The sequence below is a fragment of the Pseudomonas reactans genome, assembly GCF_013385825.1.
GTDB lineage: Bacteria > Pseudomonadota > Gammaproteobacteria > Pseudomonadales > Pseudomonadaceae > Aquipseudomonas > Aquipseudomonas reactans.
The window spans coordinates 208,491-233,266 of sequence record NZ_JACAPG010000020.1 but is presented as its reverse complement, the minus strand read 5'-3'; the positions used below and the strand labels follow the sequence as shown (position 1 = coordinate 233,266).

The 24,776-nt window shown below is 60.1% G+C and carries 22 protein-coding genes; 12 read left to right on the top strand and 10 right to left on the bottom strand.

All coding sequences use genetic code 11. From position 1 onward, the window contains the following. The first annotated feature begins 2 nt into the window (after positions 1-2). The 3 genes from HX868_RS23660 to HX868_RS23650 all read left to right on the top strand — a co-directional run bounded on the left by HX868_RS23660 (position 3) and on the right by HX868_RS23650 (position 2,593). Positions 3-827: a mechanosensitive ion channel family protein gene (locus HX868_RS23660; protein ID WP_003175519.1), complete on the top strand. Its 825-nt coding sequence runs from the start codon at positions 3-5 to the stop codon at positions 825-827. 87 nt (positions 828-914) lie between these two features. Beyond that, positions 915-1,505 carry an RNA polymerase sigma factor SigX gene (sigX, locus tag HX868_RS23655; protein ID WP_010208495.1) on the top strand — a complete coding sequence of 197 codons (591 nt, stop codon included), beginning with the start codon at positions 915-917 and terminating at the stop codon, positions 1,503-1,505. 107 nt (positions 1,506-1,612) lie between these two features. Continuing rightward, positions 1,613-2,593 carry an OmpA family protein gene (locus HX868_RS23650; protein WP_177004544.1) on the top strand — a complete coding sequence of 327 codons (981 nt, stop codon included), beginning with the start codon at positions 1,613-1,615 and terminating at the stop codon, positions 2,591-2,593. A 60-nt stretch (positions 2,594-2,653) separates the two neighbouring features. Here HX868_RS23650 and cobA read toward each other — a convergent pair whose 3' ends face one another. The 5 genes from cobA to HX868_RS23625 form a co-directional block, all read right to left on the bottom strand. Continuing rightward, on the bottom strand, positions 2,654-3,394 hold the full coding sequence (cobA, locus tag HX868_RS23645; RefSeq protein ID WP_177004543.1) for a uroporphyrinogen-III C-methyltransferase: 741 nt from the start codon (positions 3,392-3,394) through the stop codon (positions 2,654-2,656). Between the two features lie 26 nt (positions 3,395-3,420). Further along, complete coding sequence (locus tag HX868_RS23640; protein WP_177004676.1) at positions 3,421-5,091, bottom strand: bifunctional protein-serine/threonine kinase/phosphatase; 1,671 nt, start codon at positions 5,089-5,091, stop codon at positions 3,421-3,423. Further along, positions 5,091-6,302 carry a nitrate/nitrite transporter gene (locus HX868_RS23635; protein WP_016979267.1) on the bottom strand — a complete coding sequence of 404 codons (1,212 nt, stop codon included), beginning with the start codon at positions 6,300-6,302 and terminating at the stop codon, positions 5,091-5,093. Before HX868_RS23635 ends, HX868_RS23640 begins: the two co-directional genes overlap by 1 nt. 157 nt (positions 6,303-6,459) lie before the next feature. Next, a complete protein-coding gene (locus HX868_RS23630) occupies positions 6,460-7,035 on the bottom strand; it encodes an ANTAR domain-containing response regulator (RefSeq protein ID WP_010208501.1) in 576 nt (191 codons plus the stop codon). A 13-nt stretch (positions 7,036-7,048) separates the two neighbouring features. Then, positions 7,049-8,275 carry a CmpA/NrtA family ABC transporter substrate-binding protein gene (locus tag HX868_RS23625; RefSeq protein WP_177004542.1) on the bottom strand — a complete coding sequence of 409 codons (1,227 nt, stop codon included), beginning with the start codon at positions 8,273-8,275 and terminating at the stop codon, positions 7,049-7,051. Positions 8,276-8,526: 251 nt separating this feature from the next. Here HX868_RS23625 and sctC point away from each other — a divergent pair, with 251 nt between their 5' ends. From sctC to HX868_RS23600, 5 genes are all read left to right on the top strand, one after another. Continuing rightward, positions 8,527-9,978, top strand: a complete 1,452-nt coding sequence (gene sctC, locus HX868_RS23620; protein ID WP_425504240.1) for a type III secretion system outer membrane ring subunit SctC — start codon at positions 8,527-8,529, stop codon at positions 9,976-9,978. Positions 9,979-9,993: 15 nt separating this feature from the next. Further along, positions 9,994-10,215: a FliM/FliN family flagellar motor switch protein gene (locus tag HX868_RS23615; protein WP_177004541.1), complete on the top strand. Its 222-nt coding sequence runs from the start codon at positions 9,994-9,996 to the stop codon at positions 10,213-10,215. A gap of 127 nt (positions 10,216-10,342) precedes the next feature. After that, complete coding sequence (locus HX868_RS23610) at positions 10,343-10,759, top strand: winged helix-turn-helix domain-containing protein (protein ID WP_246355576.1); 417 nt, start codon at positions 10,343-10,345, stop codon at positions 10,757-10,759. Next, positions 10,752-11,213: a transglycosylase SLT domain-containing protein gene (locus tag HX868_RS23605; RefSeq protein ID WP_177004540.1), complete on the top strand. Its 462-nt coding sequence runs from the start codon at positions 10,752-10,754 to the stop codon at positions 11,211-11,213. The genes HX868_RS23610 and HX868_RS23605 overlap by 8 nt, the downstream gene beginning before the upstream one ends. 85 nt (positions 11,214-11,298) lie before the next feature. Further along, entirely contained in the window at positions 11,299-12,324 is a 1,026-nt protein-coding gene (locus HX868_RS23600; protein ID WP_177004539.1) for a quinone-dependent dihydroorotate dehydrogenase, read from the top strand. A gap of 198 nt (positions 12,325-12,522) precedes the next feature. Here HX868_RS23600 and rmf read toward each other — a convergent pair whose 3' ends face one another. After that, positions 12,523-12,738: a ribosome modulation factor gene (gene rmf, locus HX868_RS23595; protein ID WP_002553055.1), complete on the bottom strand. Its 216-nt coding sequence runs from the start codon at positions 12,736-12,738 to the stop codon at positions 12,523-12,525. A gap of 532 nt (positions 12,739-13,270) precedes the next feature. Between rmf and rlmKL the strand changes: the two genes are divergently transcribed. Both rlmKL and HX868_RS23585 read left to right on the top strand, forming a co-directional pair. Continuing rightward, complete coding sequence (gene rlmKL / locus HX868_RS23590; RefSeq protein WP_177004538.1) at positions 13,271-15,535, top strand: bifunctional 23S rRNA (guanine(2069)-N(7))-methyltransferase RlmK/23S rRNA (guanine(2445)-N(2))-methyltransferase RlmL; 2,265 nt, start codon at positions 13,271-13,273, stop codon at positions 15,533-15,535. A 201-nt stretch (positions 15,536-15,736) separates the two neighbouring features. Beyond that, positions 15,737-18,169, top strand: coding sequence for a sensor domain-containing diguanylate cyclase (locus tag HX868_RS23585; RefSeq protein ID WP_177004537.1), 2,433 nt, complete (start codon positions 15,737-15,739; stop codon positions 18,167-18,169). A gap of 1 nt (position 18,170) precedes the next feature. Here the strand turns inward: HX868_RS23585 and dacB are convergent, their stop codons facing one another. Then, complete coding sequence (gene dacB, locus HX868_RS23580) at positions 18,171-19,631, bottom strand: D-alanyl-D-alanine carboxypeptidase/D-alanyl-D-alanine endopeptidase (RefSeq protein ID WP_038847815.1); 1,461 nt, start codon at positions 19,629-19,631, stop codon at positions 18,171-18,173. Between the two features lie 237 nt (positions 19,632-19,868). Between dacB and HX868_RS23575 the strand changes: the two genes are divergently transcribed. Beyond that, positions 19,869-20,213, top strand: coding sequence for a YggL family protein (locus HX868_RS23575; protein WP_033900540.1), 345 nt, complete (start codon positions 19,869-19,871; stop codon positions 20,211-20,213). Positions 20,214-20,250: 37 nt separating this feature from the next. Here HX868_RS23575 and HX868_RS23570 read toward each other — a convergent pair whose 3' ends face one another. Next, on the bottom strand, positions 20,251-21,441 hold the full coding sequence (locus tag HX868_RS23570; RefSeq protein ID WP_095017234.1) for a benzoate/H(+) symporter BenE family transporter: 1,191 nt from the start codon (positions 21,439-21,441) through the stop codon (positions 20,251-20,253). A gap of 335 nt (positions 21,442-21,776) precedes the next feature. Between HX868_RS23570 and HX868_RS23565 the strand changes: the two genes are divergently transcribed. Beyond that, positions 21,777-22,541: a GntR family transcriptional regulator gene (locus HX868_RS23565; RefSeq protein ID WP_015885332.1), complete on the top strand. Its 765-nt coding sequence runs from the start codon at positions 21,777-21,779 to the stop codon at positions 22,539-22,541. Between the two features lie 57 nt (positions 22,542-22,598). On the opposite strand, the gene guaD is transcribed toward HX868_RS23565, so the two are convergent. Together guaD and xdhC are read right to left on the bottom strand one after the other, a co-directional pair. After that, on the bottom strand, positions 22,599-23,903 hold the full coding sequence (gene guaD / locus HX868_RS23560; protein ID WP_177004536.1) for a guanine deaminase: 1,305 nt from the start codon (positions 23,901-23,903) through the stop codon (positions 22,599-22,601). Between the two features lie 12 nt (positions 23,904-23,915). Next, complete coding sequence (gene xdhC / locus HX868_RS23555) at positions 23,916-24,755, bottom strand: xanthine dehydrogenase accessory protein XdhC (RefSeq protein ID WP_033900543.1); 840 nt, start codon at positions 24,753-24,755, stop codon at positions 23,916-23,918. Positions 24,756-24,776 lie beyond the last annotated feature (21 nt).

Sequence of the window (24,776 nt, the reverse complement as noted above, 5' to 3'; positions counted from 1 at the left end):
ATATGGAACTTGATCTCTGGACCCAGAGCCTGGTCACCGCGATGACCGCATTGTGGACCAAGGTGGCGAACTTCATTCCCAACCTGTTTGGTGCCCTGGTCCTGGTATTGCTGGGCTTTGTCGTAGCCAAGCTGCTCGACACCCTGCTGTCCAAACTGCTCGCAAAACTGGGCCTCGATCGCCTGATGGCGGGCACCGGCCTGACCAAGCTGCTGGGTCGTGCCGGCCTGCAAGTGCCGATCTCCACCTTGATCGGCAAGATCGTTTATTGGTTTGTTTTGCTGATTTTTCTGGTTTCTGCGGCTCAATCCCTTGGACTTGAGCGAGTTTCAGCTACGCTCGACATGCTGGCGCTGTATTTGCCGAAGGTTTTCGGCGGCGCGCTGGTGCTGCTGGTAGGCGTTCTGCTGGCGCAACTGGCCAATGGGCTGGTGCGCGGCGCCGCTGAAGGCGTGGGGCTGGACTATGCTGCGGGCCTGGGGCGAATTGCCCAGGGCTTGGTGATCATCATCAGTATTTCGGTCGCGATCAGCCAGTTGGAGGTCAAGACTGACCTGCTCAACCATGTGATTGTGATCGTTTTGATTACCGTTGGTCTGGCCGTTGCGCTGGCCATGGGCTTGGGAAGCCGGGAAATTGCCGGTCAGATTCTCGCGGGAATCTATGTGCGTGAGTTGTATCAAGTGGGGCAACAGGTGCGTGTGGGCGAGGTCGAAGGGCAAATCGAGGAGATCGGCACAGTCAAGACGACGGTGCTGACCGATGACGGCGACCTGGTGTCGTTGTCCAATCGGATTCTCCTGGAGCAGCAGGTCAGTAGCCGCTAATCCGGCAAACCCTGCTAATGTACGCCGCCGCAAACCCGGCTGACCGGGCTGTGGCGGACATTGACCTGACTGTCGGCACGACTTGTTTTGAATAAAGCCCAAACGCTGTCCACGCGCTATGACCCCCGTGAGCTCTCTGATGAGGAGTTGGTCGCGCGCTCGCACACGGAGCTGTTTCACGTAACTCGCGCGTATGAAGAATTGATGCGCAGATATCAACGCACTCTGTTCAACGTTTGTTCAAGGTATTTAGGGAACGATAGAGATGCGGATGATGTCTGTCAGGAAGTGATGCTCAAGGTGCTGTATGGCCTGAAGAACTTCGAGGGCAAATCGAAGTTCAAGACATGGCTATATAGCATCACGTACAACGAGTGCATCACGCAGTATCGTAAGGAACGGCGAAAGCGTCGCTTGATGGACGCGTTGAGTCTGGACCCCCTTGAGGAAGCGTCTGAAGAGAAGGCGCCGGCACCCGAGGAGAAGGGCGGACTTGATCGCTGGTTGGTGTATGTGAACCCGATTGACCGGGAAATTCTGGTGCTACGATTTGTCGCAGAGCTGGAATTTCAGGAAATCGCTGACATCATGCACATGGGTTTGAGTGCTACAAAAATGCGTTACAAACGTGCTCTTGATAAATTACGTGAGAAATTTGCGGGCGAGACTGAAACTTAGTGCGTGGCAAATATCTCTTACGTGTAGGCAAGTTCTGTTAGACTTGTCGCCGAGTTGTCCCCCGGTTTGTGGGACTGCTTTACAATCACCAGATGGGGATTTAACGGATGAAACTGAAAAACACCTTGGGCTTGGCCATTGGTTCTCTTATTGCCGCTACTTCTTTCGGCGTTCTGGCACAAGGCCAAGGCGCAGTTGAAGGCGAGCTGTTCTACAAGAAGCAGTACAACGATAGCGTCAAGCACATCGAAGACGGCTTCAATCCTGGCGCTCGCATCGGTTACTTCCTGACCGACGACCTGTCCTTGAACCTGTCCTACGACAAAACCAACCACACCCGTTCGAACGACGGTACTGGTAACCAGAAGATCAAAGGCGATACCGGCAGCCTGGTTGCCCAGTATCACTTCGGTCAAGCTGGCGTAGACAGCCTGCGTCCATACGTAGAAGGCGGTTTCGGCCACCAGAGCCGTGGCAACGTCAAAGCTGACGGCCACAGCGGTCGCGATCAGACTACCTTCGCTACCGTTGGTACTGGCGTGAAGTACTACTTCACCAACAACCTGTACGCTCGTGCCGGTGTTGAAGCTGACTACGGTCTGGACAACGGCAAGTGGGACTACTCCGCACTGGTCGGCCTGGGCGTAAACTTCGGCGGTAACGCTGGCGCAGTTGCTCCAGCTCCTACCCCAGCACCAGCTCCAGAGCCAACTCCAGAGCCAGAAGCTCCAGTTGCCCAGGTTGTACGTGTTGAGCTGGACGTTAAGTTCGACTTCGACAAGTCGGTTGTTAAGCCTAACAGCTACGGCGACGTGAAAAACCTGGCCGACTTCATGGCTCAGTACCCAGCTACCAACGTAGAAGTTGCTGGTCACACTGACTCCGTCGGTCCAGACGCTTACAACCAGAAGCTGTCCCAGCGTCGTGCTGACGCTGTTAAGCAAGTCCTGGTTAAAGACGGCGTTGCTCCAAGCCGTATCACCGCAGTAGGTTACGGCGAATCCCGCCCAGTTGCTGACAACGCAACTGAAGCTGGTCGTGCTGTTAACCGTCGCGTAGAAGCGTCGGTTGAAGCTCAAGCTCAGTAATTACTGAGTGGTAGAAAAAAGCCCGGCTTAGGCCGGGCTTTTTTTTGCCTGGAATTTGCCTCAGGCGCTGGCCGCTGCAAGGTATGCGGCCTGTTCGCTGCCGGCGACACGGCCGATCACCAGGATTGCCGGGCTCTTCAAGGCAAATGCCTGTGCATCCTCATGCATATGTGCCAGCTCGCTGCGGCATTCCCTTTGCTGGGGCAACGATGCATTCTCGATCATCGCCACCGGCATATCCGCCGCCATCCCGCCGTCCAGCAATTGCTGGCGGATCTCCTCCAGCTTCGCCACGCCCATGTACACCACCAACGTAGTCCCGCCCTCGGCCAGGGCCCGCCAATTCAGGCGGCTGTCGTCCTGGGTATGCGCCGTAACCAGCGTTACGCCGCGACTGACCCCGCGCAAAGTCAATGGCACCGCGCAATTCGTCGCACCCGCCAGCCCCGCAGTAATGCCGTTGACCAACTCCACCTCGACGCCCCGTTCCCGCAACCACATTGCCTCTTCACCGCCGCGTCCGAAAATGCACGGGTCGCCGCCTTTGAGCCGCACCACGCACTTGCCCTGGCGCGTGTAGCGCAGCATCAGGCGGTGGATAAAATCCTGCGGGGTCGACCGGCAGCCGCCGCGTTTACCCACGGTGACCACCCGCGCTTCAACGCAGTGTTCCAAAACAGCCGGGTTGACCAAGTCATCGATCAGCACCACATCGGCCTCACGCAGGGCGCGTACCGCCTTGAGGGTCAACAGCTCTGGGTCACCCGGACCCGCGCCTACCAGCCAGACTTTTGCATTCATAGAGTGTTCCTCGTCCAGGGATGACGTCAGCGGTGAAAAAGTGAATACAGCAGCACCAAATTGATCAGCATCGACAGCAGCGCCAGGGTGCGCCAGACCTTAATCGGCTCGCGTTCCAGCAACGGCTTGGGGCGGATGCTCAGTTCCTGGCGGTCAGCCTGTTCCTGCACCCGCAACCATTCTTCGGCGGTCTCGTAACGATGTGCAGGTTGGGCCGCGACTGCCTTCTCCAGGCTGAGGGGCAGCCAATCCGGCAGGTCGGGACGGTAGCGACTGGCGCTGACAGGCTGAGTGAACCGGGGCCGTTGGAAGGCCTCGATTTCGCCGTAGGGGTAATGTCCGGTCAGCAGGTAATACAGGGTGACGCCGACGCTGTATAAATCCTGTTGGGCCGTAGGACGCTCGCCGTTAAAAGCTTCAGGTGCAATAAAGCTGGGCGTGCCCGGCAGCGCATGCGCGCTGTCTTCCGACAGGCCTGGACAATACGCCAGGCCGAAATCCAACACCCGCAATTCGCCGTCGTCTCCCAGCAGCAGGTTTTCCGGCTTGATATCGCGGTGCAGGATCTGCCGCCGATGCAGCATGCCCACGGCCCGCAGCAAACGCTCGGCAATCGACTGCCACTGCGCCAAGGGCAAGGGGCCTTGATGTTGGAACAGTCCGGCCAGGGTCTGGCCGGAATATTCACGCATCACGTAGTACAAATGCTGGCGCCCGCTGCCGGCATGCACTTCAGGGAATGCCCGCCCCGCAACCCGGCGCAGAAACCATTCCTCCGACAGCAAGGCCTGGCCGGCATCGTGATCATCGTCGCGGCTCAGCGGCAGGGTTTTCAGCAGCCATGGTTGCTGCTGGGCATCGCGCACCCGGTAAAGCAGTGACTGACGGCTTTGCGCCAACACGCTTTCCACCTGCCAGCCTTCAAAATGCTGCCCGGCTTTCAACGGCGGTGGTAGTGGCCATTGCTGCAACTGCACCAGCGCATCACCGAGGGTGGCTGCGCCCAGGGTGTCGACACGCACGAGCAGCGCGCTGGCATTGTCCTGGCTGCCGGCCAGGTGCGCGGCATTCACCAGGGTGGTGACGGCCAATTCCATATCCGTCTGCTCGCGCAGAATCGCCTGGATACTGTGATCGCCCAGGGTTGCCCACACACCATCACTGAGCAGCAGGAAACATTCGCCTTCACGCAACTGGCCATCGAGAAAATCCACCACCAGGTGTTGATCCAGGCCAAGGGCGCGCTTGAGCACATGCTGCATGCCCAGTTGCTCCCAAACGTGATCCTCGGTGATGCGCTGCAATTGGCCGTCGAGCCAACGATACACCCGGCAATCGCCGACATGCGCCAGGGTAAAGCGCTGGCCGCGAAACACCAATGCACTCAGAGTGGTGAGTAGCGGCTGACCACCGCCATTGGCTTGCAACCAGCGATTCTGCGCGAGCAACAAACGCTCCAGGGCCTGCGCCACGCCCCAGGTTTGCGGCGTGGCGTAGTAATCCAGAGCCAGTGCCTGCAAGGTCGAGCGCGCAGCCAGGCCGCCGTCGGCGCACTGGCTCACGCCGTCGGCGATGGCACACAGGTAGCCCTTGCTCGCCGCCAGTTCGGCCACGGGTGTGACCACCCGCAACGCGTCCTGGTTTTCCGCCCGTGGGCCAATGGCACTGGCCTGGGCGACGCTCAGTTGCAGGCTCATCAGACCCGTGCAGCCGTCACGGCAGCCGAGCCCCAAGTGGTTCTCCAGCGACGCTTCACGCCGTGCAGGCCGAACCAGGCCAATACGCCCAGGCTGGCGAACAGCCACAACGCCATCTGATAGCTGCCGGTACTTTGTTTGATCGCGCCCATGCCGGCTGCCAGGGCAAAGCCGCCGATACCGCCAGCCATGCCGATCAGGCCGGTCATCACGCCGATCTCACGACGGAAACGCTGCGGCACCAGTTGGAACACTGCGCCATTTCCTGCGCCGAGACCCAGCATGGTGCAGACGAAAAGCGCCAGCGCTGCGTAGGAACTCGGCAGGTTGAAACCCACCGCCGCGATGCAGATCGCCGCCACGCTGTACATGCCCAGCAAGGTGCGAATCCCGCCGAAACGGTCCGCCAACGCGCCGCCCAGCGGGCGCATCAGGCTGCCGCCGAACACGCAGGCGGCGGTGTAGTAGCCGGCTGTCACCGGACTCAGGCCGTATTGGTCATTGAAATAGCCGGGCAGGGCGCTTGCCAGGCCGATAAAGCCGCCGAAGGTCACGCTGTAGAAAAACATGAACCACCAGCTGTCCCGGTCACCCAGGGCCTTGAAGTAGTCGGCCATGGATTTGGCCTTCGGGCGTTCCGGTGCATTGCGTGCCAGCCAGGCAAAGACGATCAGAGTCAGCACCAGGGGGATCAGCGCGAAGCCGAACACGTTGCTCCAGCCAAAGGCGGCCGCCAAAACCGGTGCCAGCAACGCTGCGAACACGGTGCCGGAGTTCCCCGCACCGGCGATGCCCATGGCCTTGCCCTGATGTTCAGCCGGGTACCACTGGGAGGCCAGGGGCAGTGCAACGGCAAACGAGGCGCCGGCCATACCAAGGAACACGCCCAGCAACAGCGCTTGTTCGTAGCTATGAATCCCGAGTTTCCAGGCGCCGAACAGGGCGCAAATCACAATCACCTGACCAATCAGGCCGGCAGTCTTGGGCGACAGTTTGTCCGCCAGCATGCCCATCAAAAAGCGCAAAATCGCACCCGCGAGGATCGGCGTTGCGACCATCAGGCCACGCTGCTGAGTAGTCAGGTGCAGGTCGGCGGCAATCTGTATCGCCAAGGGGCCCAGCAGGTACCAGACCATGAAGCTCAGGTCGAAATACAGGAACGCGGCAAACAGGGTCGGGGTGTGCCCGGATTTCCAGAAGCTTGATTTCATCACGCACCTCAACGGTTGGGAGTCTTGCAAGAAGGCCAAAACGAAAAAACGCCGCCACCGGGTTCGCGAGGGCAAACCGGGTGTGCGACGTCTTTGTCGGGGAGGGGCAACCGCCGTTGGCTACCTGTGGTGAATGCTTAGCAAGAGCTGCGCCAAATCAGCCGAGCAATTCGCTCATGGCGATAATCTGCTCCGCCACCTGGATCAGCTTCTGCTGGCGGCTCATGGCCTGGCGGCGCATCAGGGTGTAGGCCTCTTCCTCGTTGCAGTCCTTCATTTTCATCAACATGCCCTTGGCCAACTCGATGCGCTTGCGCTCGGCCAACTGCTGGTCGCGGGCTTGAAGCTGCGCGCGCAAGGCCTGGTCGCTTTCGAAACGGGCCATGGCCACATCAAGTATTGGTTGCAGGCGCTGGGCCTGGATGCCTTCGACGATGTAGGCGCTGACGCCGGACTTGATCGCCTGGCGCATCACGTTCGGGTCGTGTTCGTCAGTGAACATCACGATGGGCCGGGGTTGGTCACGGCTGACCAGCACCACTTGCTCCATCACATCGCGCCCCGGTGACTCGGTATCGATCAGGATCACATCCGGGCGCACCGTTTCGACGCGTGCGGGCAGGTCAATGGTCAGGCCGGACTCGTCGATCACGTCAAAACCGGCTTCGATCAGCGCAGTCCTGAGTCGGCCTACCTTGCGTGGGGTGTCGTTGATCAGCAGGATTCGCAGCATGGAGGTCCTCCTGTCAGCGCAAGGCTTGGCGGTGAGTCGGATCGGCCAGCGCATGCAGCCGGAAGCTGCGGGCATAGCCGGTGGGGTCGGAACCGTCCCAGATTTTGCCGTCGATCAGTTGGCTGCTGCGCATGTCCTGGTCGTTCGTGGCAATACCTAGTCCATCGGCGGCCTGGCGATACAGCGCCAGTTGCTGCACCTGGCGTGCAACGCCGAGGTAGTCGGGGTCTTCGCGCAGCAGGCCCCAGCGCCGGAACTGGGTCATGAACCACATCCCATCGGAGAGGTACGGCAGGTTTACTTCGCCACCGGCGAAGAAGCGCAGAGCGTGGGGATCCTGCCACTGATTGCCCAGGCCGTCGTCATAGGTCCCCAGCAGGCGCGGCTCGATGCAGTCGAGCGGGGCATCGAGGTAGTCGCCGCCACTGAGCAATTGTGCGGTGGAGCGGCGGTTTTCGCGGCTTTCTTCGATAAACCGACTGGCCTCCAGGATCGCCCTCACCAGCACGCGTGCCGTGTTCGGGTTTTGATCCACGAACGCCTGGGTGCAGCCGAGCACCTTTTCCGGATGATCCGGCCAGATCGCCTGAGTCGTCGCCAGGGTAAACCCTTGGTTCTGTTTGACCGCGCTGGCGCACCAGGGCTCGCCCACGCAAAACCCGTCGATACGCCCGGCTTGCAGGTGCGCCACCATTTGCGGTGGCGGGACCACCACGCTGTCCACATCCTGTAATGGATGAATGCCCTGGCTTGCCAGCCAGTAATACAGCCACATCGCATGGGTGCCTGTGGGAAATGTCTGGGCGAAGGTCAGTTTTGTTCGGCTTTGGTGCACGTGGCGATCGAGTGCCTCAGGAGTGATCACCCCCAGTTGTTGCAAACCGTGGGACAGGTTGATGCTCTGGCCGTTCTGGTTGAGCCCCATCAGCACCGCCATATCGGTGGGTGCAACACCGCCGATGCCTAGGTGCACGGCGTAGATCAGGCCGTACAGGCTATGGGCGGCGTCCAGTTCACCACTGACCAGTTTGTCGCGCAGGTTGGCCCAGGACGATTGACGCTTGAGGTTCAAGGTCAGGCCATAAGGTTGAGCGAAGCCCTGGGTGGCCGCCACCACCATCGAGGCGCAATCGCTCAGGGCCATGAAGCCCAGGTCGAGGCTGCTTTTTTCCGGTGCATCACTGCCGTTGACCCAGGCCAGCGGGTCGTTCGTCGGGCTGTTGCCAACCGAATCGTTCATCAATTCCTACCTTTTCTTTCAAAAAAAAACGTCGTTCCCTCAGATGGCGATGTAAGCCAACGCGGGTAACGACGCCTTTGTCCGTAAGCTCGCGCCGCCGCTGGCGCGTGCTCTGATACAGAGTTCATAGCAATGCACATGCCACGGCTGGGTGGGTCTGGAGGGTCATCAACTTTCCATCATGATTGAAAGCGGACGGGCTCTCAGTATGGCCGCACCTTCAATGCCCAATCGTCCAGGAACTCCCCACGGTGCACGCCGACTTTCTCGCAACGACTTCCTGCCGCCGGTACTGCCGTGGGTTGTTGTTTTCTGCGCTGTTGCTGGTAAGTGCAATGGCCTGGGGGACGCTTTATCAGGCCAAGGACGAAAGCCTGTATACCGTGCTAACCGCCCTGTCGGAGCCACTTGGGCTACCCATTGTCGTCAGTCGTGAGGTCGCCCGTAAACGCCTCAGTACCAGCCTGGATTTCGAAACGCCACAGCAGGCCCTGGAGGCGCTTGCATGTGAACAAGGGTTGATCTGGTACAGCGATGGGCAAGTGTTGTATGTCTATGACGCTGGCGAGGCAAAAAGCTCTGCGGTCACCTTGCGGCATATTTCCGTCGACAGGCTGCGTAGCCTGATGCGCCGATCGGGCCTTGATGAGTCACGCCATCCCCTGCGTGAAAGCGGAACGCGCACGTTCTATGTATCCGGCCCACCGAACTACGTCGACCAGGTGCTGCGCCTGGCCCAGTTGATGGACCGGAAAAGGGCTGATCTGCGAGTCGGCGCGCAGTCCTTTGCAGTCGTCCAGGTGCTTAACGCCGATGTGGTGGACCGACAGTACGGCACGGGTGGCGAGCCGGTCACCGTGCCGGGGATGGCGTCGATGATCGAAACCCTGCTGGCCAGTGAGTACAAGGGGGCGCTCTCGGACAAGAGCCTGGGCGTGATCGCTTACCCGGACAGCAACAGCCTGTTGATCAAGGGCAAGCCGGCCCAGGTGAACTTCATCCAGAAACTGGTGGCGGAACTCGACATCCCCAAGCGAGCGATCGAGGTCTCGCTGTGGCTGGTGGATGTTGAACGCGACGAACTGAAAAAGCTGGGTCTGGACTGGGATGGGGAAACCCAGGCGTCGGCTTCGCGTGTCTTGGCCCCTTTGGACGACAGCCGCCTCATGGCAAAAATTGGCGCATTGGAACGCCGTCGACGAGCGAAGGTAACCACCTTGCCGGTGATACTCACCCAGGAGAACGTGCCTGCGGTGTTCCAGGACAGCCATACGTTCTATCTTCCAGCTCGCACAGATGACCGAGCTGACTGGAAGCCGGTGCGTTATGGCACCCAGGTGAGTGTGCTGCCGCGTTTTGCCGAGGCTAACCAGATCGAGATGCGCCTTGATGTCGAAGAAGACCGCCAGATGAGTGTGGCGGAGCCGCGCGGGAAAAGCACAGCGGTTGGGCGAGTCGGCGTCAACAGTGTGGTGCGTTTGCCGCCGGGTAGACGCCTATGGTTGGGCACGTTTCAACGGGAGTCGGAAGGGCGGGGCGCTGGTCGCTCGGCCCAAGTGCGCTTGTTTGTCATCCAGGCCAGGCCGGTGGGCAGCGAATCGAAGGGGCTTGAAGAGACGGGCCAGCCGCCACCCTTGACGCCTACGCAGTACCAACATGTTCAGCGTGCGTTTGTAAGACAGCAGCGCGATGTTTCACCGTAAACAAGGTGTTAACCCATGCATCTGGAAATTCTTCTACAGGAACAACTGATCAGCCGCAGGCGCCTGGCAGCCTTTGCGCCCGGGAAGGTGTTGCCATTGATGCCTGAGATCATCCATTGCGTGGAGGTCCGGGTAAATGGGCAATTGTTGGCGTTGGGCGAGTTGGTGCAATTGGAAGACCGGTTAGGGGTTGAGCTGCATGAGGTGTATCAGACGTGGTTGCCTGAAGGAGGGTAGCGAAATGTCCTACGGCGCGAAGTAAAAAAACGCCTGATGTATGGGTTTTTTCCTCGGGCGAGCAGTGAGGCAGGTTTTTATAGTCATGACGTGGGCACATGAGCCAGTGATTGAAATGAGGACGTCAATGTCAGTAGTCGCAGGTCGGGGTAGCGTCATGGATGGTGGAGGGACGACGACTTCCCTGCTTTTTGCGCATTGGACTTTGCATGACCATGGTCGCCTGACGGGGGAGGGTTCGGATGTCCAGTTGCCGCCTAAGGAATGGCGGGTGTTACGGCTGTTGCTGGTCTCCGGTGGTGCGTTGATGACCAAGGATCGCTTGTTGGAACTGGCCTGGCCCCAGGAAGAAGTCGCCGAGGAGTCCTTGACCCGCTGCATTTACTCGCTGCGCAAGTACCTTGGTGCCGATAAGGGGTTTATCAAGACGATCTACGGTCGGGGGTATCGTTTCACCTGTCCGGTGAGTGCCGTGTCGGGGCGTGCGGAGCAGGTGTGTTCCGCTTGTGGCCGAGTCAGCCAGGGGGTGTTGAAACGTGGCTAGGTTCTGGATCAAGGGCTGGCTGCTGGTTGCCTTGATGACCAGCAATCAAGCGTTGGCCTACTGCTGGGAGGAGGCTGCCAGTCAATACAGCATCGAGCCGGAGTTGCTGCAGGCGATCGCGGTCGTGGAGTCGGGTAATCGTGCGCAAGCGATGAATCACGTCAACCGTAATGGCACGCGGGACATCGGCCTGATGCAGATCAACAGCATTCACCTGCCACGCTTGCTCAAGCAGGGTATTACCGAGGACCGCTTGATCAATGAGCCCTGTCTGTCAATTGAGGTGGGAGCGTCGATCCTGGCTGAGTTCATCCAGCGCTTTGGCTACAACTGGACGGCAGTGGGTTCCTACAACGTAGGGACAGGTACCGGGCCCGAGCGTGAGGCGTTGCGCCTGCAATATGCACAGAAAATCTGGGCGCATTACGAGCAGTTGGTCGCGCACCGGTACTGACGATTGAGGTTCACGCCTCGCGCGTGCCCTGTCACCCCGGCTATAATCGCCGCTACCTTTCGCCGCCTCCGAGTCTAGCCCGCCCATGTATACCCTGGCCCGCCAGCTGTTGTTCAAACTTTCCCCGGAAACTTCCCACGATCTGTCCCTGGACCTGATCGGTGCGGGTGGACGCTTGGGGCTCAATGGCCTGGTATGCAAGGCTCCGGCAAAAATGCCGGTGTCGGTGATGGGGCTCGACTTCCCTAATCCGGTCGGGTTGGCGGCTGGCCTGGATAAAAACGGTGCGGCCATCGATGGCTTTTCACAGCTGGGTTTCGGTTTCGTCGAAATCGGCACTGTGACCCCACGACCACAGCCGGGCAACCCCAAGCCGCGCATCTTCCGCCTTCCGGAAGCCGAGGCGATCATCAACCGTATGGGCTTCAACAACCTGGGCGTTGATCATCTGCTGTCGCGGGTTCAGGCGGCGAAGTACAAGGGCATCCTTGGTATCAATATCGGCAAGAACTTCGATACGCCGGTCGAGCGTGCCGTCGACGATTACCTGATCTGCCTGGACAAGGTCTACGCCCACGCCAGCTACGTGACGGTCAACGTCAGCTCGCCCAACACTCCGGGCCTGCGCAGCCTGCAGTTCGGTGACTCCCTCAAGCAACTGCTTGAAGCGCTGCGCCAGCGCCAGGAAGACCTGGCTGTGCGCCATGGCAAACGCGTGCCGCTGGCGATCAAGATTGCTCCGGACATGAGTGACGAAGAAACCGTACTGGTCGCCCAGGCCCTGGTGGACTCGGGCATGGACGCGGTGATCGCGACCAACACCACCCTCAGCCGCGTGGGTGTCGAAGGCCTGGCCCATGGTGATGAGGCGGGCGGTCTTTCGGGTGCGCCGGTACGTGAGCAGAGCACCCATATCGTCAAGGTGCTGGCCGCCGAACTGGCTGGGCGTTTGCCGATCATCGCCGCAGGAGGCATCACCGAAGGCAAGCACGCAGCCGAGAAGATCGCCGCGGGTGCCAGCCTGGTCCAGTTGTACTCCGGCTTTATCTATAAGGGCCCGGCGCTGATCCGCCAGTCGGTGGACGCTATCGCAGCATTACCGAAACAGTAGGAGTCTGGCTTGCCGACGATGGCGTATCCAAGATCAACGTCGATTCCGAAGGCCTCATCGCCGGCAAGCCGGCACCTACAGGCCCATTAAAAAGGGCTCCATCAAGGAGCCCCCTGGGCCGAAGCCCGCCGCCCGGATGGGGCGTGCATGGTAAGTCGTTACATATTCAAAGGTGGTGTCGGAATAAGTTGCCCTTGATTAGCCGACGGCGTGAAGTTCGTTGAGTCTGTGGATGCCCGCAGTGCCAGTCATACCGTCCCAGTTGTCGCCGCGTCCTTCTCGCCAGCCGTTGATCCAGGCTTGGCGTACCGACGGTAGAGTAAATGGGCAAAGCTCACGGGATTTGCCATGAACGCCATATTGATATCCGCGTAAAAATGCTCTTTCCAACGGATCACGCTTAAGTCTTCTCATAGGGTGTTTCCCTCACTTGTTGACTGTCTTGATATCCTTCGGCCTCGTGCGAGGCCGGGCAGAGTTTTTCTGCCGTTGGTGGGCTCGCTGCCGGCGTGGCGAGCCTATGTGTCGGCGTCGTTACGGCGCCAACCTGTGTTGAGTTCTAACCAATAGGTCACATGGATTCAATGATCGTTTTGTCATAAGCACGTAACGATAACGATGCTATAGCCATAAGCTGGGATGGCTTTTCACCCCATTTGTATGGCAAACCCAGCTATGATGCACCCTGCAAAGAGGATGGGTTTAATCCTTTAGTGAGAATGCCCGCCCGTTGCAGTCGGTTATTATTCGACGAAGGGTCGGAATATTTCTTTTTGTTACGGCTAATTGTTTATCTGTCCCGTCAATAAAGGCCCAAGCGCCTGTCGGACGGGGTGGGACGGCACATTCGTGCCACGCGAGCACTCTTCAAGAAAAGTGCTTGATTGAAAACCGAGCCGGCGATGCGTCGCCCGTTCATTTATTGCTGAAAAGCCTGGAATGCCCCATGTCGGACCGTTTTGAACTCTTCCTCACCTGCCCCAAGGGCCTCGAAGGCCTGCTGATCGAGGAAGCCGTCGGGCTTGGCCTTGAGGAGGCCCGCGAGCACACCTCGGCCGTGCGCGGCATGGCCGACATGGAAACCGCCTACCGCCTGTGCCTCTGGTCGCGCCTGGCCAACCGCGTGCTGCTGGTGCTCAAGCGCTTCCCGATGAAGGACGCCGAAGACCTCTACCACGGCGTGCTGGACATCGAGTGGGCCGACCACATGGTGCCGGACGGCACCCTGGCCGTTGAGTTCAGTGGTCACGGTTCGGGCATCGACAACACCCACTTCGGCGCGCTGAAGGTCAAGGATGCGATCGTCGACAAGCTGCGCACCCCGACCGGCGAACGCCCGTCCATCGACAAGATCAACCCGGACCTGCGCATCCACCTGCGCCTGGACCGTGGCGAAGCCATCCTGTCCCTCGACCTGTCCGGCCACAGCCTGCACCAGCGCGGTTACCGTCTGCAGCAGGGCGCGGCACCGTTGAAGGAAAATCTGGCCGCCGCGATCCTGATCCGTGCCGGCTGGCCGCGCATTGCCGCTGAAGGCGGCGCGCTGAGCGACCCGATGTGCGGCGTGGGCACCTTCCTGGTGGAAGGCGCGATGATTGCCGCCGACATGGCGCCCAACCTGAATCGCGAACTGTGGGGCTTCACCACTTGGCTGGGTCACGTCCCGGCGCTGTGGAAGAAGCTGCATGCAGAAGCTGCTGAACGTGCCGCTATCGGCATGAACAAGCCGCCACTGTGGATCCGAGGCTACGAAGCCGACCCGCGGTTGATCCAACCCGCGCGCAACAACATCGAACGCGCAGGCCTGAGCCATTGGATCAAGGTGTACCAGGGCGAAGTCGGCACCTTCGAGCCGCGTCCGGACCAGAACCAGAAAGGCCTGGTCATCTGCAACCCGCCGTACGGCGAGCGTCTGGGTGACGAAGCCAGCCTGTTGTACCTCTACCAGAACCTCGGCGAGCGTCTGCGCCAGGCCTGCATGGGCTGGGAAGCGGCAGTGTTCACCGGTGCGCCGGACCTGGGCAAGCGCATGGGCATCCGCAGCCACAAACAGTATTCGTTCTGGAACGGCGCGTTGCCGTGCAAGTTGCTGCTGATCAAGGTCAATCCGGATCAGTTCGTCACCGGCGAGCGTCGTACCCCGGAACAGCGCCAGGCTGAGCGTGAGCAAGCCGCTTACGATCAAGCCCCGGCCGAGCCGCAAGAGCGCCAGTACAACAAGAACGGCAACCCGATCAAACCTGCTCCGGCCCCGTTAGTCGAGCAGGCGCGCCTGAGCGAAGGCGGGCAGATGTTCGCCAACCGCCTGCAGAAGAACCTCAAGTTGCTGGGCAAGTGGGCCAAGCGCGAAGGCGTGGATTGCTACCGCGTGTACGATGCCGACATGCCGGAATACTCCATGGCCATCGACCTGTACCACGACTGGGTCCACGTGCAGGAGTACGCTGCGCCGAAGTCCATCGACCCGGAAAAAGCCTCCGCGCGCATGTTCGATGCCCTGGCAGCCATTCCACAGGCGCTGAACATCGACAAGAGCCGCGTGGTGGTCAAGCGTCGCGAGCGTCAGAGTGGCACCAAGCAGTACGAGCGTCAGAGCGCCCAGGGCAAGTTCACCGAAGTCAGCGAAGGTGGCGTGAAGTTGCTGGTCAACCTCACCGATTACCTGGACACCGGCCTGTTCCTCGACCACCGCCCAATGCGCATGCGCATCCAGAAAGAAGCGGCCGGCAAGCGCTTCCTCAACCTGTATTGCTACACCGCCACCGCCAGTGTGCACGCGGCCAAGGGCGGCGCGCGCAGCACCACCAGCGTCGATCTGTCCAAGACCTATCTGGACTGGGCGCGTCGCAACTTCTCCCTCAACGGTTTCTCCGACAAGAACCGCCTGGAGCAGGGTGACGTAATGGCGTGGCTGGAGGCCAGCCGCGATGAGTTCGACCTGATCTTCATCGACCCGCCGACCTTCTCCAACTCCAAGCGCATGGAAGGCATCTTCGACGTGCAGCGCGACCATGTGCAGTTGCTCGATCTGGCCATGGCGCGCCTGGCGCCGGGCGGCGTGCTGTACTTCTCGAACAACTTCCGCAAATTCGCGCTGGAGGACAACCTCAGCGAACGTTATGCGGTCGAGGAAATCAGCGACAAGACTATCGATCCGGATTTTGCGCGCAATGCGAAGATCCACCGGGCGTGGAAAATCACCGCGCGCTGATCGCCCCTTGTAGGAGCGAGCTTGCTTGCGAAAAACTTAAGAACGACGCGTTTTTTCTGAATAAACGCGGCGCCTTCAAGTTCTTCGCGAGCAAGCTCGCTCCTACAGTTCTTTTGGCTGGTCAAATACCGGGCCGATGGCTATAACTTAAGGCCTAGCCAAAGTGACACCCCCCGCACGCTGGCGTTGTGAGTGTTGCCTATGCCGTTGCAAGCCGTTCGCCCGAAAATCCTAGGCTTTATCAGTGAGCAGGCGTCGGCTTGGCTGGTGGCATTGGTGGTGTTGTTGGCTGGGTTTGCCTTGACGGCGATTGTCGCTTGGGCGGCTGCCGACCTCTATCAGCAACAGGTGCGCCAGCGCTTTCAGTTGCTGGTCAATGAGCGCTACACCCGCCTGCAGGAGCGTTTCGAAGACCAGGAGCAACGGCTGAACAGCCTGCGGCGCTTCTTCGTCAACTCCGATGATGTCTCTCGCGAAGAATTCGACGGTTTTGCCCAGCCCTTGTTATTGCGCGCTCGCGCTTACTCCTGGGCGCCACGGGTGTATCGCGAACAGCGCAGCCAGTTTGAGCAAGACGTCTCCAGCCAGCGCGGCCTGCCTTTCGTGATCCGTGAACTGAATACAGCCGGTGAGCTGGCCCCTTCGCCCGAGCGCGATGAATATGTGCCGGTGCTGTACAGCCAGACCCAAAGCCTGTTGGGCGCGCCCCTTGGCTTTGATCTTTTGGCCCAGCCTCTGCGCCGTTCAACCCTTGAGCGTGCACAAAAGACCGGCAAGCTGGCAGTGTCCCAGCCCATGCAATTGGTGGGAGTGGAGCCGGCGTATGCCACCGGAGTTTTACTGGTCGCGCCGGTGAGCCACCTGCCCACCTCCGATCAGTCGCAGAACGAGCCCTATGGTTATGTGATGGCGGTGATCAGCATGCGCCAACTGGTGGCCGACGGTCTGCCCAAGCCGGAGCGGGACAACCTGGTGATGCAGATCATCGACACGTCCGACCTGCAGAAGCGCGTGCTCTTCGAATCCAGCAATGAGGTAGGTAGCAGCGACCTGGTCGGCGCGCGTCGTCTCACACTCGGCGACCATGTGTACGCCTTGAAACTGCGCCCCAGCCAGGTGTTCGACCAGGCCAACCATTCCTCGCTGACCACCATCCTGACCATGGGCGGCCTGCTCAGCCTGCTGCTCAGTGCCTTGCTCTATGTGCTGGTAAGCCAGCGTCAGCGCGCCGTGAAGCTGGTGGAGCAGCGCACGGCCCAGTTGCGCCTGCGTGAACAGGAATTGCGCGGTGCCCATGGCCAATTGCGCAGCGTGCTGAACGCCGCGACCCAGGTGGCGATCATTGCCACCGACCTGCGCGGCGTCATCAATACCTTCAACGCCGGCGCCGAGCAGATGTTGGGCTTCAAGGCCGAGCATGTGGTGGGCACGCACACACTGGAGAGCCTGCACCTGGCGTCGGAGCTGGAAGCGCGCGCGGCCAGCCTGAGTGTGGCGTTGGGCAAGCGTATTCCCGCCAGCCAGGCGATGCTGGTGGAAAGCCCGGACACCCTGCACGAAGCCCGCGAATGGAGCTTGATCCGCGAAAATGGCACTCAGTTGACCGTGAACATGCTGGCCACGGTGTTGCTGGACGACCATGGATTGTGGATCGGCCACTTGGCGATTTACCTGGACATCACCGAACAGAAACGTGCCTACGAGGCCTTGGCAGCCCGCGACCGCCTACTCAAGAAGCTCAGCGCCCATGTGCCCGGCGGGATCTTCCAGTTCACCCTGGAGCCCCAGGACAACTGGAAATTCATCTACGCCAGCGACGGCATGCGCGACATCTATGAAATCGAACCCAAGGTGTTGCAGCAGGATGCGAATCGAGTGTTCGAGCGCATCCACCCGTTGGATGCGGAACGGGTGCGCGCTTCGATTCGCTTGTCAGCATTGCAGTTGAGCCATTGGCGCGAGGAATACCGCGTGCTGTTGCCGCAACGCGGCCTGCGTTGGATTCGTGGCGAGGCGACCCCGGAAGAGTTACCCGCAGGTGGTACGCTGTGGCATGGGTACGTGTCGGATATTTCCGATCTGAAACGGGTGGAAGAAGAACTGCGTGCCCTGTCCATCACCGACTCTTTGACCGGGATTCATAACCGCCGCTATTTCCAGGATCGCCTCAAGGCCGAAATGGTGAGGCTCAATCGCACCTCGGGTAACTTGTCGGTGATCATGCTGGATATCGATCACTTCAAACGCATCAACGACCAGCACGGGCACGCCGTGGGCGATGGGGTGCTGCAGGAACTGTGCAAACGCATCAGCCAGCGCCTGCGCCGCACCGATGTATTCTGCCGCCTGGGCGGCGAGGAGTTCATGGTGCTGTGCCCGCACACCGATGGCGAACAGGCCTACAGCCTGGCGATGGAATTGTGGGCGTCGCTGCGCAGTGCGCCGATGGAACCCGTCGGCATCGTCACCGCCAGCTTTGGCGTGGCCAGCTGGCGGGTGGATGAAGGCATTGACGGGTTGCTGCTGCGCGCCGACTCGGCCGTGTATGTGGCCAAGCAGGCGGGCAGGGATCGGGTGGAAGTCGTGGCGAGGGAGCTTGCTCCCGCTGGAGCGCGCAGCGGTCCCGTTCAATAAATCAGAGTACCGGAGCGGCCGCCACCACCTTCGGCTGACGATACAAATCCAGCAACACCTGATCCAGCACCGACGAAGCGCCCCATGGCTTCGGATCGTTGAGGATCGCCACCACGGCCCAGGTATTGCCGTTGTTGTCGCGGCTGAATCCGGCGATGGCACGTACGGTGTTCAAAGTACCGGTCTTGACGTGGGCTTCGCCGCGCATGGCAGTGGTCTTCAGGCGTTTGCGCATGGTGCCGTCGGTGCCGGCGATCGGCATCGAGCTGATGTACTCGGCGGCGTAAGGGCTTTTCCACGCGGCTTGCAGCATGGCCGCCATTTCGCGGGCGCTGACCCGTTCGGCACGCGACAGGCCAGAGCCGTTCTCCATCACCAGGTGCGGCGCGGTGATGCCTTTCTTCGCCAGCCACTGGCGCACCACACGTTGGGCTGCCTTGGCATCGTCGCCGTCGGCGTCGTTGCGGAACTGCGCGCCCAGGCTCAGAAACAGCTGCTGGGCCATGGTGTTGTTACTGTATTTGTTGATGTCGCGAATGATTTCCGCCAGGTCCGGCGAGAAGGCCCGGGCCAGTACCTTGGCATCCTTGGGCACTGGCGCCTGGATATCACGACCCTGGATGGTGCCACCCAGTTCCTGCCAGATCGCGCGCACGGCGCCGGCGGTGTAGGTGGCGTGGTCGAGCAACGACAGATAAGTCTGCGAGCTGCAGCCATCGGCCAATTGGCCGCTGACCGTGACGGTTACGCTGCCATCTGCGGCGGTGACCGGGTTGTAGCGCACATCACCGGTGCACTGCTTGGCGTTGGAGACCTTGACCTGGTTATCGATGCGAATGCTCGCAATTGGCGGTTCGACCGACACCAGCACGCGGCCGGAGTCATTGCGCGTCACAAAACGCAGGGCTTTGAGGTTGACCAGCAGCGCGTCCGGCTTGACCAGGAACGGTTTGTTCTCGTCGTTGCCGTCGTCATTGAACTCCGGCAACAGCGGCTGGTTGAAGAAACCACGGTCCAGCACCAGGTCGCCGGTGACTTGCTGCACGCCGTTGGCGCGCAGGTCGCGCATCAGCAGCCAGAGTTTTTCCATGTTCAGCTTGGGATCGCCGCCGCCCTTGAGGTAGAGGTTGCCGTGCAACACGCCACCGCTGAGGGTGCCGTCGGTGTAGAACTCGGTTTTCCACTGGTGATTGGGGCCGAGCATTTCCAGGGCTGCATATGTGGTGACCAGCTTCATGGTCGAGGCCGGGTTCACGGAGACGTCAGCGTTGAAGACAGTCGGCGTGCCCGGACCGTTCAGGGGGATCATTACCAAGGACAACGCAGTGTTTTGCAGCTTGGCTTTGGCCAGCGCCTGTTGAACATTGGGCGGCAGGGTGTTGTTGACGGGGGCGGCGGAGACGGAAAAAGCCAGTGGCAGAATAAGACCGGCGAAAAACACTGAACGCAAAGATTTGATCATAAGAAGTAAAACCCTACTGCTGAGGAGGGTGAAAAAGGCGAGGGGTAAATAAGAAAAATCCCTCAATGGTCATGAAAGTGTCGGCATTATGCCCCAAGGTGGATCCACTTGTAGCTGAACGATAGCTGGAATTCGGCGTTTTTTTACACGCAAAGTGCCGCCTGTCCCAGAGAGTCGGGCAATCGCCGCCTTAAACTGCTAAAGTGCCGCCCGTTATTACTTATGAGGATTGTTCCAATGGCGACTAACCGTTCCCAGCGTCTGCGCAAAAAACTGTGCGTTGATGAATTTCAAGAGCTGGGTTTCGAACTGAACCTGGACTTCAAAGAAGACCTGAGTGAAGAAGCTACCGACGCTTTCCTCGAAGCATTCATCAAAGAAGCCATGGAAGCCAATGGTCTGGGCTATGTTGGCGGCGATGACTTCGGTCTGGTTTGCCTGCAGAAGCGTGGCTCGGTCAACGAAGAACAGCGCGTAGCGGTTGAAAGCTGGCTCAAAGGCCGCAGCGAACTGAAAAGCGCTGAAGTCAGCCCACTGCTGGACGTGTGGTATCCGGAAAAGCCGATCAACGCGGCTAAGTGATACTGAAAAAAACGGCGACCTCAGGGTCGCCGTTTTTTTATGCCTTGCGCCAATTCAGAATCAGCAACGTCAACACTCCCGCCACAATCCCCCAAAATGCCGACCCGATGGAAAACAGCGTCAAGCCAGACGCGGTGACCATGAAGGTGATCAGTGCCGCTTCCCGTTCCTTCGGTTCATTCATGGCGATGCTCAAGCCATTGATGATCGAGCCAAACAGCGCCAACGCCGCAATCGACAGCACCAGTTCCTTGGGCAAGGCTGCGAACAACGCCGCCAAGGTCGCGCCGAACACCCCGGCAATCCCGTAGAACACTCCGCACCACACGGCGGCGGTGTAGCGTTTGTTACGGTCTTCATGAGCATGGGGCCCGGTGCAGATGGCCGCGCTGATCGCTGCCAGGTTGATGCCGTGGGAGCCGAAGGGCGACAGCACCAATGAGGCCAGGCCGGTGGCGGTGATCAGCGGCGAGGCGGGTACGTTGTAACCGTCGGCCCTGAGCACGGCGACGCCGGGCATGTTCTGGGATGTCATCGCCACGACGAACAGCGGGATGCCGATGCTGATGGTGGCAGCCAGCGAGAAGTGCGGCGTGGTCCACACTGGCGTCGCCACTTCCAGGTGAAAACCACTGAAGTCCAACAACCCCATCAATCCGGACAATACGGTGCCAATCACCAATGCCGCCAGCACCGCATAACGCGGCGACAGGCGCTTGATCACCAGGTAAGTGAAGAACATCCCCAGTACCAGCCCGGTGCGATGCTGCGCGGCGACGAAGATTTCGCTGCCGATCTTGAACAGAATCCCCGCCAACAAGGCCGCCGCCAGTGACGCCGGGATGCGCTTGACCAGTTTTTCAAAGCTGCCGGTCAGCCCGCAAATTGTCACAAGGACGGCGCAGGTGATGTAGGCACCGATGGCCTCGCCATAACTCACGCCGCCCAGGCTGGTGATCAACAGCGCCGCGCCCGGCGTCGACCAGGCAATGGTGATCGGTGTGCGATAGCGCAGGGACAAGCCGATGCTGCACACCGCCATGCCGATGGAAATCGCCCAGATCCATGAAGAAATCTGCGCCGTGGTCAAACCGGCGGCTTGCCCGGCCTGAAACATCAGGACCAGGGAGCTGGTGTAGCCGGTCATCATGGCGATGAAGCCGGCGACGATGGCCGAGGGAGAGGTGTCGGCCAGCGGGCGCAAAGGCGCTTGGGCGGCGTCAGTCATCAAGAGGTGTTCCTTGGCTAGACTACTGTAGGAGCGAGCTTGCTCGCGAAAAACGTCAATGCTGGCGCGGGCATACGGGATGGTCGTGGCGCTCTCAGGTTCTTCGCGAGCAAGCTCGCTCCTACAGTAGGATGTCGTTCATGGGAAATCTTGGATTCAAGCCTAAACTCAAACGTAACGACTCATTGCAATACAGCCGACGGCGCAAACAGCCGTACAGTGTGTTGGCGCATCCGGTTGTGTACAATGTGCCCTGTTTTTAGGTGATACTTGCCAGCGACCCGCTGTTGACGTATTACCGTTAATTCGCCGCCGTTCTCCAAACCCGAGTGCCCATGAACGAACAGTTGCAACCTCTCAAGAAACAACCGCGAGCCGGCAAGGCCGGTCGCAGCGGAACCCAGGACGATATCGTCTACGCGCATATCTTCGAGGCGATCCTCGAACAACGCCTGGCACCCGGCACCAAATTGAGTGAAGAGGCACTGGGCGAAATCTTCGGCGTGAGCCGCACCATCATTCGTCGCGCCCTGTCGCGCCTGGCCCATGAAGGCGTGGTACTGCTGCGGCCCAATCGCGGTGCGGTAGTGGCCAGCCCGAGCGTCGAAGAAGCCCGCCAGGTGTTCCTTGCGCGGCGTCTGGTGGAGCGGGCGATCACTGAACTGGCCGTCCAGCACGCCACGGCCGAACAACTGGCCGAGCTGCGCCAGATGGTCAACGACGAGCGCGACAGCTTCTCCCGTGGCGATCGTGGCGCCGGCATCCGCCTCTCCGGCGAATTCCACCTCAAGCTGGCCGAAGCGGCGAAGAACGCGCCGCTGATCAGCTTCCAGCGCAGCCTGGTGTCCCAGACCTCATTGATCATCGCCCAGTACGAAAGCGGCAACCGCTCGCACTGTTCCTACGACGAGCACACCCAATTGATCGATGCGATCGAAGCGCGGGACGCGGCGTTGGCAGTGAACTTGATGATGCATCACATGGATCACATCGACAGCAAGCTCAACCTCGATGAAGAGAGCGCGTCGGATGATCTGCATGCGGTGTTTTCGCATTTGTTGCAGACCAAGAAGCCGGGTCGTTCTTCGATCAAGTTGTAACAGTAAAAAAAATCCCCGGTTCATGTGTAATGAACCGGGGATTTTTTGTTTCCGGGACTAGCGCTGGTGCACCAGCTGCCCGGCCGCATAGGTCTGCAACACCGTCCGGTCATCCCCCAGCGTCATCAGCACAAACAACGTCTCGGCAATGTTCTTCGCCTGCTTCAGGCGATAGCTCAGCAGCGGCGTCGCGTTGTAGTCCAGTACCAGGAAGTCCGCATCGGTGCCCGGTTGCAACGTGCCGATCTTGTCTTCCAAGCGCAATGCACGCGCGCCGCCCAGCGTTGCCAGGTACAGCGATTTGAACGGGCTCAACCGTGCACCCTGCAATTGCATGACCTTGTAGGCTTCGTTCAGGGTTTGCAGCAGCGAGAAACTGGTGCCGCCGCCCACGTCCGTGCCCAAGCCCACATTCAGTTTGTGCTTCTCAGCCATCGGCAGGTTGAACAAACCGCTGCCGAGGAAGAGGTTCGAGGTCGGGCAAAACGCGACCGCCGAACCGGTCTGCGCCAAACGTGCACACTCGTCATCACACAGGTGCACGCCATGGGCAAACACCGAGCGCTCGCCCAGTAGTTTGTAGTGGTCGTACACATCCAGATAGCCTTTGCGCTCCGGGAACAGTTCCTTCACCCACTCGACTTCCTGCTTGTTCTCACTGATGTGAGTCTGCATGTACAGGTCCGGGTATTCCCCCAACAGTTGCCCAGCCAGCGCCAGTTGCTCGGGCGTGCTGGTCGGTGCAAAACGGGGGGTGACCGCGTAGTGCAGACGGCCCTTGCCGTGCCAGCGTTCGATCAGCGCTTTGCTTTCCTGGTAGCCGGATTCGGCGGTGTCGGTCAGGTAGTCCGGCGCATTGCGGTCCATCATCACCTTGCCGGCGATCATGCGCAGGTCGAGTTTCTCGGCGGCTTCAAAGAACGAATTCACTGACTGCGGGTGCACGCTGCCAAACACCAGCGCGGTGGTGGTGCCGTTGCGCAGTAGTTCCTTGATGAAAATATCCGCAACTTCTTCGGCGTGGGCCTTGTCGGCGAACTGGCTTTCGCACGGGAAGGTGTAGGTGTTGAGCCAGTCGAGCAACTGCTCGCCATAGGCGCCGACCATGCCGGTTTGCGGCAGGTGGATGTGGGTGTCGATCAGGCCGGGCGTGATCAGTGCGTCCTGATAGTGGGTGATTTCGATGTCGGCAGGCAGGGTTGGCAGCAAATCGCTGGCATGGCCAAGGGCACTAATCTGACCGTTTTCGATCACCAGCAGGCCGTCTTCGAAATATTCGTAGGAGGCTTCTATCCCCACTTCAGCAGGGTCGGCGATGCTGTGCAGAAGGGCGGCACGGTAGGCTTTGCGAGTCAAAGGCATGGTGATCTCAATTCAAAGGGCTTGGCTGCGACGTGAAGCCGGCAGCAGTTTGGCAATAGGTTCGGCGCTGGCGGTGTGCTGGCCGAAATTGGCGTTATAGGTGGCGATGATTTCGCCGGCGATGGAGATGGCGATTTCCACCGGCAACTTGCCCTTCACCTCGGTGAGGCCCATGGGGCAGCGCATGCGTTGCAACTGCGCGGCATCGAAACCGCGATCACGCAGGCGGTGTTCGAACTTGACCCGTTTGGTCTTCGATCCGATCAGGCCGAAGTAGGCAAAGTCATTGCGTTTGAGCAGCGCGGCGGTCAGTTCCAGGTCCAGCGCGTGATTGTGGGTCATGACGATGCAGTAACTGCCCACCGGCAGGTCGGCAATTTCGTCGACCGGCTCTTCGCTGACGATTTTACGCACGCCCTGGGGGATATGCTCCGGAAACTCCTGATCCCGCGAATCGATCCAGCGCACCCGGCACGGCAGGCTGGCCAGCAATGGCACCAGCGCGCGACCGACGTGGCCGGCGCCAAACACTGCAATCTGCGCCTGCACCTGGCCCATGGGTTCGAACAGCAGCACCGTCACGCCGCCGCAGCACTGGCCCAGGCTGGCGCCCAGGCTGAAGCGCTCCAGGTGGGTGTTCTGCTGACCGCGTACGAGCATCTCGCGGGCGATCTGCATCGCCTTGTATTCCAAGTGCCCGCCGCCGATGGTGTCGAAGGTCTGCGCGGCGCTGATCACCATCTTCGAACCGGCGTTGCGCGGCGTGGAGCCGAGTTCTTCGATGATGGTCACCAGCACGCAGGGTTCACCCCGGTTTTGCAGGTCGGCGAGGGCGCTGATCCAGTTGTTCATAGTCACCTCTTGTGGTGTCTG

Bases quoted from the DNA above. Each gene is read 5' to 3' on its own strand.
- xdhC (WP_033900543.1), bottom strand. From the start codon at position 24,755: ATGAACAACTGGATCAGCGCCCTCGCCGACCTGCAAAACCGGGGTGAA.
- HX868_RS23635 (WP_016979267.1), bottom strand. From the start codon at position 6,302: ATGAAATCAAGCTTCTGGAAATCCGGGCACACCCCGACCCTGTTTGCC.
- HX868_RS23600 (WP_177004539.1), top strand. From the start codon at position 11,299: ATGTATACCCTGGCCCGCCAGCTGTTGTTCAAACTTTCCCCGGAAACT.
- dacB (WP_038847815.1), bottom strand. From the start codon at position 19,631: ATGATCAAATCTTTGCGTTCAGTGTTTTTCGCCGGTCTTATTCTGCCA.
- HX868_RS23630 (WP_010208501.1), bottom strand. From the start codon at position 7,035: ATGCTGCGAATCCTGCTGATCAACGACACCCCACGCAAGGTAGGCCGA.
- HX868_RS23640 (WP_177004676.1), bottom strand. From the start codon at position 5,091: ATGAGCCTGCAACTGAGCGTCGCCCAGGCCAGTGCCATTGGCCCACGG.
- HX868_RS23570 (WP_095017234.1), bottom strand. From the start codon at position 21,441: ATGACTGACGCCGCCCAAGCGCCTTTGCGCCCGCTGGCCGACACCTCT.
- HX868_RS23625 (WP_177004542.1), bottom strand. From the start codon at position 8,275: ATGAACGATTCGGTTGGCAACAGCCCGACGAACGACCCGCTGGCCTGG.
- rmf (WP_002553055.1), bottom strand. From the start codon at position 12,738: ATGAGAAGACTTAAGCGTGATCCGTTGGAAAGAGCATTTTTACGCGGA.
- HX868_RS23610 (WP_246355576.1), top strand. From the start codon at position 10,343: ATGTCAGTAGTCGCAGGTCGGGGTAGCGTCATGGATGGTGGAGGGACG.
- rlmKL (WP_177004538.1), top strand. From the start codon at position 13,271: ATGTCGGACCGTTTTGAACTCTTCCTCACCTGCCCCAAGGGCCTCGAA.
- HX868_RS23575 (WP_033900540.1), top strand. From the start codon at position 19,869: ATGGCGACTAACCGTTCCCAGCGTCTGCGCAAAAAACTGTGCGTTGAT.
- cobA (WP_177004543.1), bottom strand. From the start codon at position 3,394: ATGAATGCAAAAGTCTGGCTGGTAGGCGCGGGTCCGGGTGACCCAGAG.
- HX868_RS23660 (WP_003175519.1), top strand. From the start codon at position 3: ATGGAACTTGATCTCTGGACCCAGAGCCTGGTCACCGCGATGACCGCA.
- HX868_RS23650 (WP_177004544.1), top strand. From the start codon at position 1,613: ATGAAACTGAAAAACACCTTGGGCTTGGCCATTGGTTCTCTTATTGCC.
- HX868_RS23565 (WP_015885332.1), top strand. From the start codon at position 21,777: ATGAACGAACAGTTGCAACCTCTCAAGAAACAACCGCGAGCCGGCAAG.
- guaD (WP_177004536.1), bottom strand. From the start codon at position 23,903: ATGCCTTTGACTCGCAAAGCCTACCGTGCCGCCCTTCTGCACAGCATC.
- HX868_RS23585 (WP_177004537.1), top strand. From the start codon at position 15,737: ATGCCGTTGCAAGCCGTTCGCCCGAAAATCCTAGGCTTTATCAGTGAG.
- HX868_RS23615 (WP_177004541.1), top strand. From the start codon at position 9,994: ATGCATCTGGAAATTCTTCTACAGGAACAACTGATCAGCCGCAGGCGC.